13 protein-coding genes are annotated in these 15,645 nt (G+C 47.2%); 12 read left to right on the forward strand and 1 reads right to left on the reverse strand.

Translation table 11 applies throughout. The features are described from left to right. Nucleotides 1-347: 347 nt before the first annotated feature. From rny to EJQ19_RS21190, 12 genes are all read left to right on the forward strand, one after another. On the forward strand, nt 348-1,886 hold the full coding sequence (gene rny / locus EJQ19_RS21135; RefSeq protein WP_126143230.1) for a ribonuclease Y: 1,539 nt from the start codon (nt 348-350) through the stop codon (nt 1,884-1,886). Between the two features lie 75 nt (nt 1,887-1,961). Continuing rightward, on the forward strand, nt 1,962-2,756 hold the full coding sequence (locus tag EJQ19_RS21140) for a TIGR00282 family metallophosphoesterase (protein WP_126143231.1): 795 nt from the start codon (nt 1,962-1,964) through the stop codon (nt 2,754-2,756). Nucleotides 2,757-2,857: 101 nt separating this feature from the next. Then, nucleotides 2,858-3,118: a stage V sporulation protein S gene (locus tag EJQ19_RS21145; RefSeq protein WP_028558349.1), complete on the forward strand. Its 261-nt coding sequence runs from the start codon at nt 2,858-2,860 to the stop codon at nt 3,116-3,118. A 134-nt stretch (nt 3,119-3,252) separates the two neighbouring features. After that, complete coding sequence (locus EJQ19_RS21150; RefSeq protein WP_126143232.1) at nt 3,253-4,236, forward strand: dipeptidase; 984 nt, start codon at nt 3,253-3,255, stop codon at nt 4,234-4,236. A 165-nt stretch (nt 4,237-4,401) separates the two neighbouring features. Then, nucleotides 4,402-6,150: a 2-oxoacid:acceptor oxidoreductase subunit alpha gene (locus tag EJQ19_RS21155; protein WP_126143233.1), complete on the forward strand. Its 1,749-nt coding sequence runs from the start codon at nt 4,402-4,404 to the stop codon at nt 6,148-6,150. After that, a complete protein-coding gene (locus EJQ19_RS21160; RefSeq protein WP_126143234.1) occupies nt 6,138-7,004 on the forward strand; it encodes a 2-oxoacid:ferredoxin oxidoreductase subunit beta in 867 nt (288 codons plus the stop codon). Before EJQ19_RS21155 ends, EJQ19_RS21160 begins: the two co-directional genes overlap by 13 nt. Nucleotides 7,005-7,088: 84 nt before the next feature. Beyond that, a complete protein-coding gene (gene pduL, locus EJQ19_RS21165; RefSeq protein WP_126143235.1) occupies nt 7,089-7,667 on the forward strand; it encodes a phosphate propanoyltransferase in 579 nt (192 codons plus the stop codon). 193 nt (nt 7,668-7,860) lie between these two features. Further along, nucleotides 7,861-10,293, forward strand: coding sequence for a bifunctional diguanylate cyclase/phosphodiesterase (locus tag EJQ19_RS21170; protein ID WP_241243021.1), 2,433 nt, complete (start codon nt 7,861-7,863; stop codon nt 10,291-10,293). A gap of 92 nt (nt 10,294-10,385) precedes the next feature. Continuing rightward, nucleotides 10,386-11,972, forward strand: a complete 1,587-nt coding sequence (miaB, locus tag EJQ19_RS21175; RefSeq protein ID WP_126143237.1) for a tRNA (N6-isopentenyl adenosine(37)-C2)-methylthiotransferase MiaB — start codon at nt 10,386-10,388, stop codon at nt 11,970-11,972. 22 nt (nt 11,973-11,994) lie between these two features. Continuing rightward, nucleotides 11,995-12,459, forward strand: coding sequence for a YlbF/YmcA family competence regulator (locus EJQ19_RS21180; RefSeq protein WP_126143238.1), 465 nt, complete (start codon nt 11,995-11,997; stop codon nt 12,457-12,459). A 151-nt stretch (nt 12,460-12,610) separates the two neighbouring features. Continuing rightward, nucleotides 12,611-13,345 carry a phosphonate ABC transporter ATP-binding protein gene (locus EJQ19_RS21185; RefSeq protein ID WP_126143239.1) on the forward strand — a complete coding sequence of 245 codons (735 nt, stop codon included), beginning with the start codon at nt 12,611-12,613 and terminating at the stop codon, nt 13,343-13,345. Continuing rightward, nucleotides 13,342-13,818, forward strand: a complete 477-nt coding sequence (locus tag EJQ19_RS21190) for a low molecular weight protein-tyrosine-phosphatase (RefSeq protein ID WP_126143240.1) — start codon at nt 13,342-13,344, stop codon at nt 13,816-13,818. Before EJQ19_RS21185 ends, EJQ19_RS21190 begins: the two co-directional genes overlap by 4 nt. A gap of 40 nt (nt 13,819-13,858) precedes the next feature. Here EJQ19_RS21190 and EJQ19_RS21195 read toward each other — a convergent pair whose 3' ends face one another. Beyond that, nucleotides 13,859-15,103 carry a sensor histidine kinase gene (locus EJQ19_RS21195; protein ID WP_126143241.1) on the reverse strand — a complete coding sequence of 415 codons (1,245 nt, stop codon included), beginning with the start codon at nt 15,101-15,103 and terminating at the stop codon, nt 13,859-13,861. Between the last annotated feature and the right edge of the window lie 542 nt (nt 15,104-15,645).

Here is a 15,645-nt window from a genome sequence, read left to right on the forward strand (position 1 = left end):
TTAATAAAAATTAAAAGACAGTAAAATCACGCTCCCTTGGACATCCGCTTGACAAGCTTCTTCGACAAAAGCTAAAATAATAATGTATATTTTCATAATGTATTCAAAATCATACTATTTTCATTGATTTTGAGCTGACAGCTGTAAAAATCGCCAATTTTTGCACTGTTAATTATGGACAATTAGCACGGTTACGTCTATTGGGACGATCGTGCGCATTCCTTTAAAAGCCATACTCTGCAGCATTTGGGGTATGTACGACTAGCCAAACAATTGAAAATCGGAGTAAAGAACCGAAGGGTATCCCAAGCTCACACCTTGGAGAAACCAACGAGGAGGTGAACAAGATGACGATCGTCTGGATCGCGATCATTCTCATTGTTGGGGCTGCATGCTTAGGGATTGGTTATTTTATCCGAAAATCTCTTGCAGAAGCGAAAATTTCCAGTGCTGAGACAGCCGCTGAGCAGATCATTGAAGCTGCAAAGAAGGAAGCCGATGCGCTGAAAAAGGAAACGGTTCTGGAAGCCAAGGACGAAGTACACAAACTGCGGTCCGAAGCTGAAAAAGACATTCGTGAGCGTCGTAACGAAATTCAACGACAAGAACGGCGACTGTTGCAAAAAGAGGAATCCCTGGATAAAAAATTAGAATCCCTTGAGCGCAAAGAAGAGTTGGTTGCCAACAAGGAGAAGCGGATCGAAGAAACACAATCACAAATTGATCAGCTTTATAAAACACAAGTCACAGAGCTGGAACGCATTTCCGGTTTGACGATGGACGAAGCGAAAACAATCATTCTTACCAATGTAGAGCAGGAAGTTCGTCACGAAACGGCTCAGCTTATTAAAGAGATTGAGCAGCAGGCGAAAGAGGACGGAGAGAAGAAAGCACGCGAAATTATCACACTCGCTATTCAGCGTTGTGCGGCAGATCACGTGGCTGAAACGACCGTTTCCGTCGTCTCGTTGCCTAACGAAGAAATGAAAGGCCGGATTATCGGTCGTGAGGGAAGAAATATCCGCGCACTGGAAACATTGACGGGAATCGATCTCATCATTGACGATACGCCGGAAGCCGTAATTCTATCGGGCTTTGATCCGATTCGCCGCGAGATTGCCCGCACATCCCTCGAGAAGCTTGTCGCCGATGGTCGTATCCATCCGGCGCGCATTGAAGAGATGGTTGAGAAGTCCCGCAAAGAAGTGGACGAGCGAATCCGGGAATACGGTGAGCAAGCGACCTTTGAAGTCGGCGTTCACGGTCTACACCCCGACTTGATTAAGATTCTTGGACGTCTAAAGTTCAGAACAAGTTACGGTCAAAACGTATTGAAGCATTCTATGGAAGTGGCTTACCTGGCCGGATTAATGGCTGGAGAGCTCGGGGTAGACGTAACTTTGGCGAAACGTGCCGGGCTGCTTCATGACATCGGTAAGGCGTTAGACCACGAAGTAGAAGGTTCACACGTAGAAATCGGTGTGGAAATCGGGAAGAAATACAAAGAACATCCGGTCGTTATTAATAGTATTGCCTCCCACCACGGCGATGTGGAAGCAACGTCGGTTATCGCGATGCTGGTTGGCGCTGCAGATGCTTTATCTGCCGCAAGACCTGGCGCACGCCGCGAGACGCTGGAGACGTACATTAAGCGTCTCGAGAAGCTGGAAGAGATCTCAGAATCCTTCGACGGTGTTGAGAAGTCCTACGCGATTCAAGCAGGCCGCGAGGTTCGCGTTATGGTTCAGCCGGAGAAAGTGGACGATACGGAAGCATTCCGTCTAGCTCGAGATATTACGAAGAAAATCGAGGGTGAACTCGATTATCCGGGACATATTAAGGTTACGGTCATTCGCGAAACGAGAGCGGTCGAATATGCGAAATAAGTAACGGATGGGAAAAGTGGCTGACTAGGCCACTTTTCCTTATTTTTTCTCACTAAAGGAGTTAACCAAGACAATATGAAAATTGTATTTATCGGTGATATCGTTGGTTCAGTCGGAAGAAAAGCGCTTAAGAACATGATGCCGCGGCTAAAACAGAAGTACCCGAATGCCGTGTTTATTGCAAATGGAGAGAATGCTGCGGCAGGCAAAGGCATAACCTCAGCGATTGCCAAAGAAATCTATGAAATGGGTATTCAGGCGATGACGATGGGGAATCACACATGGGATCAGAAAGAAATCTTCGATTTCATCGACCGCGACGATAAAATGGTGCGACCTGCGAACTTTCCGCCGGGGACGCCGGGGAGAGGTCACACGGTTATTAAGGTGAAGGATCAGGAGATTTTGATCATAAATCTTCAAGGCCGAACCTTCTTACCGCCAATCGATTGTCCCTTCCGGAAAGTCGATGATATTCTGGATCAAGATAAGAAGAAACACAAATTCGTATTCGTTGATTTTCATGCAGAAGCGACGTCGGAGAAGATTGCCATGGGCTGGCACCTGGATGGTCGCGTATCAGCCGTCGTAGGGACGCATACGCACGTTCAGACGAACGACAACCGCGTACTGCCAGGAGGTACGGCTTATGTGACCGATGTGGGCATGGTAGGGCCGCGTGACGGCATTCTTGGCGTTGAACGTAATGCCGTACTGCAGAAGTTTAAGACGCAGCTCCCCGTTCGTTTTGTGACGGATGAGGGGAAGTGGCATTTCCATGCGGTAGCAATTGAACTGAACGACGATACCGGCATGGCGAAGGAGATTCAGCTCATTCGTTATGATGAAGATCATGTTTTTTTCGAATAAATGATGGATAGATAAGAAATCGATAAAGTAGCATGTTTAGTCAAGCTCGAGAATATGATGGGTAATGGAATCTAACCATCATTCCCGAGGAGGTACTATTCATGGATGTATTAAAAGTTTCAGCAAAATCTAATCCAAACTCCGTAGCAGGTGCATTGGCGGGCGTTTTGCGCGAGCGTGGAGCAGCTGAGCTTCAAGCGATTGGCGCGGGCGCGTTAAACCAAGCTATCAAAGCAGTAGCGATCGCAAGAGGGTTTGTCGCACCCAGCGGAGTCGATTTAATTTGTGTACCGGCCTTTACGGATATTGTGATTGATGGCGAGGACCGTACCGCGATTAAATTGATTGTCGAGCCGCGATGACTCTTCTTACATATAAGAGATGCGCAATAGATAGCCTGATGACCTGCAAAAGATTGAATCGTATACACACGCAAATGAAACCTCTGTTATAGAGGTTTTTGTGTTGTTTGGACATCGATAAGGAGGCGGGGTAGATGAGAATCGTGGATGCTCACTGTGATGCGCTGACCAAGTTAGCACTCAATGAGAGGTTGGATTTTGATAGAGAGCAGGAGGAACTAGACGTCTGCTTTCCGAGACTACGCCAAGCGGGTGTGAAAGTTCAGTTGTTTGCCATGTATGTATCAGAGTCGATTCGCAACTCGGGCTTTGATCATATTTTACATATGATAGATGTCTTTAATCGAAAAATCGGGCGTCACCCGCAGATGCAGATCATTCGTACGTCCGAAGATTGGCTGAAGGTAGAGGCGTCCTCCAAGATCGGGGCCATTCTAACCTTGGAAGGGTTGGATGCGCTAGGGGGCAATTTGGCATATATCCGGCTGCTGCACGAGCTGGGCGTAAGAGCGATCGGACTGACGTGGAACTATGCGAATTGGGCGGCTGATGGCGTCATGGAGCCGCGAAACGGCGGATTCACAAGAAAAGGAAGAGGGATGTTAAAAGAATTAGAATCTTTGGGTATAATAGTCGATGTATCTCATCTCTCTGTCGCTGCTTTTTGGGAGCTGACGAACGTATATCCAAAGCCTTTCATCGCTTCGCATTCCAATGCGCAGGCCCATTGCGCTCATCCAAGAAATTTATCGGATGATCAGATCAAAGCTATCATCACATGTAAAGGAATGATGGGTCTCACATTCGTACCATATTTTGTGGAAAGTGGGAAAGAACATGTCCCGATTTCCGCGTTGCTGAATCACATCGATCATGTGTGTGCACTCGGAGGAGAGAAGCATATAGGCTTTGGCTCCGACTTTGACGGGATTGAGCAGTGGATGGTAAATCTTCGGCATACCGGCGATTACGCAAATATTCGGGAAGCGTTAAGCAAAAGCTATACGGAGACCCAAGTTGAAGCGTTTTTGTACGGAAATTGGCGCCGTTTTATGGTCGCTAACCTACCGAGATGCAAAAATCCCGATCAATCTAACTTTGATATGGATACAATCTAAAAAAGCTATCTTTGAAATGGTTGAAAACACTTGCATTTTAGTTGGCGAAGGCATAGAATTTGTGTGATGGTGAAAGGAAATTTTTATTGATCTTCTTTACTTACTAAAGGAATGGTGTAGTTCAAGTGTCTTCATGCAGCTACAATCAAAAGGAGTGGACGTACGGTGATTAGTCAGTTATCTTGGAAAATCGGAGGTCAGCAGGGGGAAGGGGTCGAATCAACAGACCGTATTTTCTCTACTGCATTGAACCGTCTCGGTTATTATTTGTATGGGTACCGTCATTTCTCTTCGCGGATTAAGGGGGGGCATACAAATAACAAGATTCGCATCAGCACCAAACCGATTCGCGCAATTTCAGATGATTTGGACATTCTGGTAGCTTTCGACCAAGAAAGTATCGATTTCAATGCACACGAGCTTCGTGACAATGGTGTCATCGTTGCAGATGCTAAATTTAACCCGGTATTGCCGGAAGGTATTAAAGCTAGACTATTTCCTGTGCCGATTACGGCTATTGCAGAGGAATTAGGCACTTCCCTATTTAAGAACATGGCTGCGTCAGGCGCTTCTTGGGCTTTGCTTGGTTTGCCGCTTGACGTGTTTAATAAAGCAGTAGAAGAAGAATTCGGCCGTAAAGGCGCAGCAGTTGTTGAGAAAAACATCGAGGCTGTCCGTAAAGGCGCTGAATCCGTATTGGAGCTTGCTGGCGGACCGATCGCCGACTTCCAATTGGAACCGGCTGACGGTAAACAAAAACTGTTTATGATCGGTAACGATGCGATCGCGCTTGGAGCTGTAGCTGCAGGTTGCCGTTTCATGCCTGCTTATCCGATTACGCCTGCCTCCGAGGTTATGGAGTACTTGATCAAAGCTCTTCCTAAATTTGGTGGCACAGTTATTCAAACCGAAGATGAAATTGCTGCTTGCACAATGGCAATCGGCGCTAACTATGCAGGCGCTCGTGCATTGACAGCTTCCGCGGGTCCTGGTCTTTCCTTGATGATGGAGGCAATCGGGCTTGCCGGTATGACAGAAACGCCGGTTGTTATCGTGGATACGCAGCGCGGCGGTCCAAGTACAGGTCTTCCAACGAAGCAAGAGCAATCCGACTTGAACGCAATGGTATACGGAACGCACGGTGAGATTCCGAAAATCGTTCTTTCCCCAAGCACGATCGAAGAGTGCTTCTACGATACGATTGAAGCGTTCAACTTGGCTGAGAAATACCAATGCCCGGTTATTTTGATGACGGATCTTCAACTTTCCTTGGGTAAACAATCCGCAGAAATGCTGGACTACAACCGCATCGTGATCGACCGCGGCGCCCTGGTGACAGAAGCGCCTGAGCTGGAAGCTAATCAACTGTTCAAACGTTACGAATTTACTGCTAACGGTATTTCGCCGCGCGTAATTCCGGGCGTGAAGCACGGTTTGCACCACGTAACAGGCGTTGAGCACGACCAAACAGGCCGTCCGTCCGAGAGCACGGAGAACCGTCAAAAAATGATGGATAAACGTCTTGAGAAGCTGAAGCACATCCAAGTAACGGATGCGATTAAAGTGGATGCTCCGAACGAAAACCCAGATATTTTGATTATTGGCATGGGTTCCACTGGCGGTACAATTGATGAAGCTAGAAGTCGCGTTGCCGCACAAGGCATCACAACCAACCATGCGACTGTTCGCTTGATTCACCCGTTCCCGGCTGAACAATTGAGACCATATGTTGAGAAAGCGAAGACAGTTATCGTTGTCGAAAACAATGCAACAGGTCAACTCGCTGATCAAATTAAACTGCATGTCGGTCATGCAGATAAAATCAAGAACATGCTGAAGTACAACGGCAATCCGTTCTTGCCAGCAGAAATCGAACAAAAAATTAAGGAGTTGACCCTAGCATGGCAACGTTAAAAGATTTTCGCAACAATGTGAAGCCGAACTGGTGTCCAGGATGCGGAGACTTCTCCGTACAAGCGGCGATTCAAAGAGCAGCAGCAAATGTTGGTCTGGAGCCTGAGGGCTTGGCGATCGTTTCCGGTATCGGTTGCTCCGGTCGTATTTCCGGTTACATCAACGCGTACGGTTTCCACGGTATTCACGGAAGATCTCTGCCAATCGCACAAGGCGTGAAAATGGCGAACCGTGAATTGACAGTTATCGCATCCGGCGGTGACGGTGACGGCTTCGCGATCGGTATGGGGCACACGGTTCACGCGATTCGTCGTAACATCGATATCACGTACATTGTTATGGATAACCAAATCTACGGTTTGACAAAAGGCCAAGCATCTCCACGTAGTGCAGAAGGCTTCAAAACGAAAAGCACGCCGCAAGGAACAATCGAATCTGCAATTTCCCCGTTGGAAGTTGCAATGGCGGCAGGTGCGACATTCGTAGCGCAATCGTTCTCAAGTAACCTAAAACAATTGACGGCGGTTATTGAAGCGGGTCTGAACCATAAAGGTTTCTCCTTGATTAACGTATTCTCTCCTTGTGTAACGTTCAACAAGGTAAACACGTACGACTGGTTCAAAGAGAACATCGTTGACTTGGATGAAATCCCTGATTACGATCCAACGAACCGCGTAATGGCGATGACGAAAATCATGGAAACGAACTCCATGCTGACAGGCATCATCTACGAAAACAAAGATAAGAAGAGCTATGAATCTTCCGTTCCAAACTTCTCTGAAGTGGGTATTGCCAATCAAGATCTGAAAATTTCTGAAGCGGACTTCAGTAAAATGCTAAAAGAATTTATCTAATTGCACATATAAACAAGGCATATGGAGAATTCCGTATGCCTTTTTCTTTAGCGGCTAGACCGAAGATGAAGAGTTGAAGGAAGGATGATCGCTTTGATGTTGATTCCAATCGGGGTTTCGGCAAGACATATTCATCTTACAGCAGAACATGTGGAGCAATTATTTGGAAAAGGCGCCGAGTTGACTGTATTCAAGCCGTTATCGCAGCCGGGACAGTATGCGGCTAATGAAACAGTAGCCATCGTAGGCCCGAAAGGCCGTTTTGATAAAGTGAGGATACTCGGTCCAGTGCGGCCTAACACGCAAATCGAAGTTTCGCGCACGGATGCCTTTGCTTTGGGGATCCAACCTCCGGTAAGGGAATCCGGCAATATAGCCGATACGCCGGGCCTTCGGGTCATTGGGCCTAAAGGTGAAGTCGAACTGGACAAAGGAGTGATTGTCCCGGCAAGACATATTCACTTCCATACGTCCGATGCCGAGCGCTGGGATATTCAGGACAAGCAGCTGCTTCGTGTGAAAGTCTCCGGCGAAAGACCATTGGTGTTTGAAGACGTCATTGCACGGGTATCCGATCAATTTACGCTTGACTTTCATATCGATACGGATGAAGGCAATGCGGCAGGAGTTAGAACCGGGGATCAAGCGGAATTGCTGAAATAGATAATTAAGGGCATTAACTATCGGGTTACGAGAAGCATCTCAAATTCGCATGCGATGATGAGGTGCTTTTTTACGTGCCGCGCAGGGATTTCTATGAAAATAGTTTTTTAGCAATTTTGAGGCATTCGTGATAGAATAAGGCCAAAACCATCCAATTTACGACAATATTCGCGTCATGAAAGGAGATTGCCTGATGGACACACTAGCAAGTACATATTATTTACCTTTGGTACTTTTTTCGATCCTGATCGCGATTGTCGCATCGTTCGCTGCGCTTGACCTGGGGATTCGGATCCATCGTGCCAAGGGCTACGCACGGTACCTATGGGTGTCCGGAGGCGCTTTTGCCATGGGGATGGGCATCTGGTCGATGCATTTTATTGCGATGCTCGCCTTTCATTTGTCGATCCCTGTCACGTACGACATAGCTATTGTAATCAAATCGATAATCCCGGCGATTTTGGCTTCGTGGCTGGCTCTGCATTTAATCAGCAAGCCGACGATGCGCGTATCACAAGTGTTCGTGGGTGCAACGTTGATTGCAACGGGCATTGTCTCAATGCATTATGTCGGCATGGACGCAATGGTGATGGGCGCAACGCTTACTTATAATCCGTTTCTGTGGGTGCTTTCCGTGATTGTCGCTTATGTCGTATCCCTGGCGGCACTTTATTTATTGTATAAAGTGAAGCAGCAGTCGGATTCACCAGGCATTTTTGTGAAAAAACTCGGCAGCGCTGTTGTGATGGGTCTTGCTGTCGTCGGCATGCATTATACAGGCATGTCCGCGGCTACATTTCGTCAGCATGGTCATGAAGCCATGGCGGTGAGCACGATCAACAATACCCTTTTGGCGTATTTAGTTGGCTTCGGTGTATTATTTATATTAGGAGTGGCTTTCATCAGCACCTTTATCGATCGCCGATTTGAAACCCAATCGCTGATGTCGGAGCGTAAGTTTCGCGCCGTTGTGGAATCCGCAAACGATGCGATCATTTTGACGGACAATCACGGTACCATCATTTCGTGGAATAAAGGGGTGCATGCCATTTTTGGCTATGAGGAATCCAGCATTATGGGAAAAAGTCTCCTGACGATTATTTCTTTTGGCGATCAAGGGGAACAGGAGGAGCTGATTTCCATGCGCTTGAAATCCGCCCAGTTGATAGGGAAAACCTGTGAAGTGCAAGGGATTCGCAAAGATAAAGCAATAATCCCGATCGAGCTCTCAATCGGCCTCTGGACAGATGAAGGAAAAACGTATTTTAGCTGTATTATGCGTGACATCACGGAGCGCAAACAGGCGGAAGAGAAAATTAATCAAATGGTCTATCTTGACCCATTGACTGGACTCCCTAATCGCCATTTGCTGAATGACCGTTTAATTCATGCCTTGGATCAGGCGCAAGAAAATAAGCAGATGATCGGCATCATGTTTATCGATTTGGATCGGTTCAAATATATTAACGATTCCTTGGGTCATGCAACAGGGGATAAATTATTAATCGAGGCCGCCAAACGTTTTCAAGATTGTGTCAGTAAATTTGAAACTGTCTCACGCCAAGGCGGGGATGAATTTATCATTTTGTTTCCCAACACTACGTCAGACGAGATTACGAAAAAAGCGCGTACCATTGTTCGAGCCTTCGCGCAATCTTTTTCCATTGACGATAACGAGCTGTTTGTTACACCGTCCGTCGGCATCAGCATGTACCCGGGAGACGGCAACGATCTGGACACTCTGATTAAAAACGCGGATACCGCGATGTATCGAGTGAAAGAACTTGGCAAAAATAGTTTCCAATTCTATACGCCGGATATGAACGATGCCGTCTCTAAGAAAATGCAGCTGGAAATCGGGCTGCGCAAGGCATTGGAACGGGGAGAATTCCAAGTGTATTATCAGCCGCAGATCAATGTGGCAACCGGCGGCATTATTGGTGTCGAGGCGCTCATTCGTTGGCAGCATCCAGAGCTTGGACAAATATCGCCAGTTGAGTTTATCCCGATGGCTGAAGAAACCGGGTTAATTATCCCGATCGGGGAGTGGGTATTGAAAGAGGCGTGCCGCCAAAATAAAGAGTGGCAGGAACTCGGCTTTCCACCGATTCGCATGGCGGTCAACATCTCGTCCCGTCAGTTCCAGCAGAGCAACTTAATTGAAGTCGTAAGCCAGACGTTGAAGGAGACGGGACTCGATGCGAAGTATCTGGAGCTTGAGTTGACGGAAAGCATCATCCAAGATTCCAAATTTGCCATTTCCACAATGCAAAAGTTAAAGGGTATGGGGATCTTTTTATCCATCGACGATTTTGGAACCGGCTATTCTTCACTTAGCTATTTAAAATTGTTTCCCATTGACAGCTTGAAAATCGATCAATCGTTTACACGTAATATGTTTGAAAATGTTAAGGATGCCGCACTTGTTCATACGATTATTTCGATGGCGCATAATCTGGATCTCAAAGTGATTGCAGAAGGTGTTGAAACACAGGATCAACTGGCGTTTCTAGTGGAGAAGCAGTGCAATGAAGCGCAGGGCTATTTGTTCAGCAAGCCGCAGAATGCCGAGCATATCTCGGTGCTATTAAGAGACCAATCATCGCTTTCCAATAAAATGGCATGATGGATATATCCCGCTTAACTATGTTATAATGTTGTATTGGATTATCAACTGTAGGATGAACTAGATTGAAATAAAAGGGAAGTGAATTCAACATGTCACATGAGAACCGGAATACATCGGACTTAAAATCCGACAAGGTGAAGGACTACTCCAAATACTTTGACTTCTCCGATGCAAAATTGATTAGTCAAGAAGACGGCAAGTCGACTTATCGCATAAAAGGGCGCAATATTCAGATCAATGCCGCACCAAGCTATCGCGATGAGAAACAGCGAGGGAAAGAGGACGTTCAGGTCCTTTACGATTTTGCAATTCCGGATGATATGCAGGAATTCGGCCAAGGCAAGTATTATCTCATTGCTACGTATGGCTGCCAAATGAATGAGCACGATACGGAAGTCATGCGCGGCCTGTTCGAGCAGATGGGCTACCGTTCGACGGAAGATAAGCATGTGGCCGATGTGATTCTTTTAAATACATGTGCGATTCGTGAAAATGCAGAGGACAAAGTGTTTGGCGAGCTTGGTCACCTCAAGGCGTTGAAAGCGGAGAAGCCTGATCTGGTTCTGGGGGTATGCGGCTGCATGTCCCAGGAGGAAGCGGTCGTTAACCGGATTATGCAGAAGCATCCGTTTGTCGATATCATTTTTGGGACCCATAATATTCATCGCCTCCCTGTGCTCCTCAAGGACGCGTACTTCAACAAGGAAATGGTCGTTGAGGTGTGGTCGAAGGAAGGCGACATTATTGAGAATCTGCCTAAGAAACGCGAAGGCATCCGCGCTTGGGTCAATATTATGTACGGTTGCGATAAGTTCTGTACGTACTGTATCGTTCCGTATACCCGTGGGAAAGAACGCAGCCGCAGGCCGCAGGACGTTCTCGCGGAGGTGCGGGAGCTGGCGCGGCAAGGTTTTCAAGAGATTACGCTGCTTGGACAAAACGTCAATGCTTACGGCAAAGACTTTGAAGATATAGCCTATACGTTCGGCGATTTGATGGATGATATCCGGAAGATCGACGTACCGCGCATTCGCTTTACAACTTCACATCCGCGCGATTTTGACGATCACCTGATCGAAGTGCTGGGCAAAGGCGGCAATCTCGTCGAGCATATTCACCTTCCTGTGCAAGCCGGCAATACCGAAGTGCTGAAGCGGATGAGCAGAAAGTATTCGCGCGAGCAATATTTGGAGCTTGTTCGCAAGATCAAAGCTGCAGTTCCGAACGCAGTGTTGACAACCGATATTATCGTCGGGTTCCCGGGCGAAACGGCAGAACAGTTCGAGGATACGCTTTCGCTTTACGATGAAGTTGGCTTTGATTTCGCCTTCACGTTCATCTATTCTCCACGCGAAGGAACGCCTGCGGCAGACATGGAAGACAATGTCTCGATGGAAGAGAAGAAGCACCGTTTGTACCGCCTCAATGAGCTAGTGAACAAACACAGTAAGTTGAGCAATGAGCGCTTGCTGAATACGGTAGTTGAGGTGCTGGTCGAAGGCGAGAGCCGGACGAACGCGGATGTATTGGCCGGTCGTACGCGGTCGAATAAGCTGATTCATTTTACAGGCGATAAGTCTCTCGTCGGGAAAATGGTGAATGTGCAAGTTACTCACGCGCAAACGTGGATCTTAAAAGGTGAAATCGTTGCGCAGCCCATACAGTTGTCTATTTAATTGAACAGGAGTGTGTCCCTATATGTCCCATTGTGATCATGACCATAATGATAACCAACCTCATAAATACGATGTTCCGGAGTTTACGAATACGGAAATGATCGTACGCGAGGACATTCTGGCGAAAGCGAAAGAACTGGCGAATCTGCTGACGACTTCGAACGAGGTACAATTTTATCAAAAGGCGGAGAAGCAGATTGCTTCCAACACAGAGATTCAAACGCTGATCTCCTCGATTAAGAAGAAGCAGAAAGAGATTGTTGCTTTCGAAACGTTCCAAAATGAGAAGATGGTTAAAAAAATCGAAGGTGAAATCGAGCAGCTGCAAGATCAATTGGATGAAATTCCGATTGTCAGCGAGTTCAAACAGACGCAAGAGGACATTAATTACTTGCTTCAACTCGTCATGTCGGTTGTACGCGATACGATTTCTGAGAAAATTAATGTAGAAGCCGGAGCGACGGAAGCTCCCAGTTCTTGCGACTAGAATCAAGCAGAAGACAGCCAAATCGCCCTCAGCGCAGGCCCTAGCACTTGATCTGAGCGGCGGTTTTTTGCAAGCTAAGGAGATTTTTCCGGAATAAGTACTGCTAATCCCGGAAAGCTCCCTAGAGTAGCTTACGTGAAGGAGAGTTGGGATGCTGACCGTTCGTAATTTAAGTAAAGTTTTCCCGCCGGATATTGGGGTACTGTCACAAATCAGCTTTCAAGTCGATCCAGGAGAGTTCATCGCCGTCATCGGCAGCAGCGGAAGCGGGAAAACGACCTTGCTGCGCTGCATTAGCCACCAAGAAAAATGGACAACGGGTCAATTGATCTACCAGTCGAAGGATATTACGAAGCCCAATCTCTGGGAACGCTTCAAACTGGGCAGAGACTTCGCGTATCTTGAAGAGAAGCCGGTGCTCAATCGAAATAAAAGCGCTGTCAAGAATGTGCTCAGCGGCAAGATTTATAAAGCCCCGCTGCGTATCCTTGCCGGGCTTACCTCGCGTGACGAGCATGTGGATAGTATGGACTACCTCGAAAAAGTCGGACTTTTGGATAAAGGAGAGCGGAAAGTCGGTGAACTCAGCGGCGGGGAGCGTCAGCGCGTGGCGATAGCGAAAGCGCTGATTCTCGGACCTAAGGTGCTGGTCGCCGATGAGCCGGTTTCTGGACTGGATCCGAAGTCGACCGAATATATTTTACAGGATTTGAAATCGTTGTGTAAGGATCGCAATATGAGCGTCATTGCTACGCTGCATAATGTCGAGCTCGCGGAACGCTTCGCCACACGGATCTGGGGCGTTTCCGAAGGAAGAATCGTGCTGGATATCCCGGCTAGACCGCTTTCTTTGAAAGAAAAAATGCTCGTGTTTGGTACGATATGATTAAGGTTTTATTCGTGTGTCTGGGGAATATTTGCCGATCACCGATGGCGGAAGCCGTGTTTCGCCATCAGGTTCAGGCCGCCGGGCTGGAGCAGCGGATTGAGATCGACTCGGCAGGGACGGGCGATTGGCATATTGGCCATCCCCCTCACCAGGGGACACGCGCCATTCTGGATCAGTATGCGATCAGCTATGCAGGAATGAAGGCTAGGCAGGTATGCAGCGATGACTTCACGTCATTCACTTATATCATAGCGATGGATGAGAGCAACGTACGGAATTTATCGGCATTTGCCCCGAAAGGCCAAGGAACGGCGTCAATTCACAAGCTGCTGGATTTTGCACCGAATCGCCGTGTGAAGGACGTGCCTGACCCGTATTACACAGGGAATTTTCAAGAAGTTTATGAGATGGTTGAGGAGAGCTGCAGACGGTTGCTCGATCATATTGTGCGTGAGCATCGATTGGCGTAGGAATAATGAAGGGCAAGCCCTAGTGGCTTGTCCTTCTTTGTTATTTCAGCTGAAACAAAATGGAACAATTGGTACCGTGGTTCAGGGAGCTGGAGAACGAAATTTTGCCGTTCATCTTCCGGATGATACTCATGACAATGACGAGGCCGAGACCAGTTCCGTTTTCCTTGGTGGTATAAAATGGCTTGCCTAGCGATTTCAGTTGTTTATTCGACATGCCGATGCCTGTGTCCATGATGGAGATTTGCACGGTATTCGCATATTTGAGCGTTCGCAGGGAGAGCGTCCCGCCTGTGGGCATGGATTCGATCGCATTCTTAATGAGGTTAATTAAACATTGCCGCAGCTTCTGGGATTCGCCGAGAATATAAAGCGGGGCATCATACTCATGTGAAATATCGATGCTCACATTGGCATCGTTCGCATAAGGCATCATGAACCGGACGGTGGATTCAAGCTCTTCGCGAATATCGAGTTGCTCCCGGAGAGAGGTGGACGGCTTGGCGTAGGTGAGAAACTCTTCCAATAGCGAAGCGGCTTGCTCGACACCGGAAATGGCATGTTCTGCATATTTCTTCTTTTCAAAGGTAAGCTCAGGTTGAGCCAGCAGTTGCAAAAAACCGCGTGTTGTCGTTAGGGAGTTGCGGATTTCATGCGAGATCGTGGCAGTAGATTCCACCAGCATGCGGTTTCTTTCAAGCTCGAGAAGCTGCTCCCGCTGAACCTTATATCTGTGTACACTTTCGAGCAAAGCGACCATGATCCATAGTGAGAGTATGGCAAAGATGATGGTATATTGCACGTACAAGGATGCATAGGATGTCAGGTAGGCCGAAAATGGCGCGTACAAGAGCTGATAGATGAACATGATGCAAGTGGCATAGCTAATTTTATAAGGGAAAGAGAGTTTGGTCAGCCGCTTATGCAATAATACCGCGCAAAGGAGTAAGAAGCTCGAACTAAGCAGCGCTGGAACGAACTGGTCGCCCAGTACGTACAAGCAACCTGCATTTAAAGCGACCCATGTCATAAACGTGCGCAAAGGTCCCAGCGTCAACGAAACCATAATGATGGAGACGGGAAGCATTTGCAGCGAATAGACGAAGGGATCTGAACCGGCAAAGTTCCAATAGAGCAAGCTGAAGAGGAGTAAAATAGTGCCAAACAACAGCTTTAATCGAAGCGTTTGATTGATGAAATGGGGAGCAAGCACAAGATGCAGGAGCGCTGCGCTCATGAAATACAGCAAACCTTGCAGTTCGCTGCCAATGATGGAGTAAAGCAAGAGGTACCATCCTTTCCACAATTCGACAAAAATCCTATGATTTCTACATTATCTCATGGAATTTCATCGAATCAAGAGAAATCGGCGTTTTATTATGCTAAAGATTTGATAAAGTCTTCTGGTCAATCGGAGAGCCACCGCGTATAATAGAAAAAAACACGTTGTGCAAACGTTTACAATATGGCTATCCGAAACCAGGGAGAGATGTGCGATGCGGAGCTGCTCACATGTGTGCGGAATTGTATTTAACCCGATTGAAAACGATTATGTAGACGTATGCGAGGAGTGTGGGGGGACCGAGGAGGAAGCGCAGGAGGAGCGAGAATCTGCCAGTTTCTATTTAGGACAGTGTGGATTAATCATGGACTATTTGCTGTAAACGGTTGCAAAGTTAAACGGCTTCGCCGTCCTTCGAGGACGGTGCATTTACTGATGCCTTAGAGCCACGTCGAGGATATACTTCTGTTAGGCTAAAAAAAGGTTGCTTACCCGCTATTTCTTGTTACAATGAAAATAGATTTACTATTCATACTTTTCACTCT

The organism is Paenibacillus whitsoniae (assembly GCF_003955665.1).
In the GTDB taxonomy this organism is placed as follows: domain Bacteria; phylum Bacillota; class Bacilli; order Paenibacillales; family NBRC-103111; genus Paenibacillus_E; species Paenibacillus_E whitsoniae.

What these genes read in the sequence shown, in the direction of transcription:
- rny (WP_126143230.1), top strand. Translation starts at nt 348, where the DNA reads ATGACGATCGTCTGGATCGCGATCATTCTCATTGTTGGGGCTGCATGC.
- EJQ19_RS21140 (WP_126143231.1), top strand. Translation starts at nt 1,962, where the DNA reads ATGAAAATTGTATTTATCGGTGATATCGTTGGTTCAGTCGGAAGAAAA.
- EJQ19_RS21145 (WP_028558349.1), top strand. Translation starts at nt 2,858, where the DNA reads ATGGATGTATTAAAAGTTTCAGCAAAATCTAATCCAAACTCCGTAGCA.
- EJQ19_RS21150 (WP_126143232.1), top strand. Translation starts at nt 3,253, where the DNA reads ATGAGAATCGTGGATGCTCACTGTGATGCGCTGACCAAGTTAGCACTC.
- EJQ19_RS21160 (WP_126143234.1), top strand. Translation starts at nt 6,138, where the DNA reads ATGGCAACGTTAAAAGATTTTCGCAACAATGTGAAGCCGAACTGGTGT.
- pduL (WP_126143235.1), top strand. Translation starts at nt 7,089, where the DNA reads ATGATCGCTTTGATGTTGATTCCAATCGGGGTTTCGGCAAGACATATT.
- EJQ19_RS21170 (WP_241243021.1), top strand. Translation starts at nt 7,861, where the DNA reads ATGGACACACTAGCAAGTACATATTATTTACCTTTGGTACTTTTTTCG.
- miaB (WP_126143237.1), top strand. Translation starts at nt 10,386, where the DNA reads ATGTCACATGAGAACCGGAATACATCGGACTTAAAATCCGACAAGGTG.
- EJQ19_RS21180 (WP_126143238.1), top strand. Translation starts at nt 11,995, where the DNA reads ATGTCCCATTGTGATCATGACCATAATGATAACCAACCTCATAAATAC.
- EJQ19_RS21185 (WP_126143239.1), top strand. Translation starts at nt 12,611, where the DNA reads ATGCTGACCGTTCGTAATTTAAGTAAAGTTTTCCCGCCGGATATTGGG.
- EJQ19_RS21190 (WP_126143240.1), top strand. Translation starts at nt 13,342, where the DNA reads ATGATTAAGGTTTTATTCGTGTGTCTGGGGAATATTTGCCGATCACCG.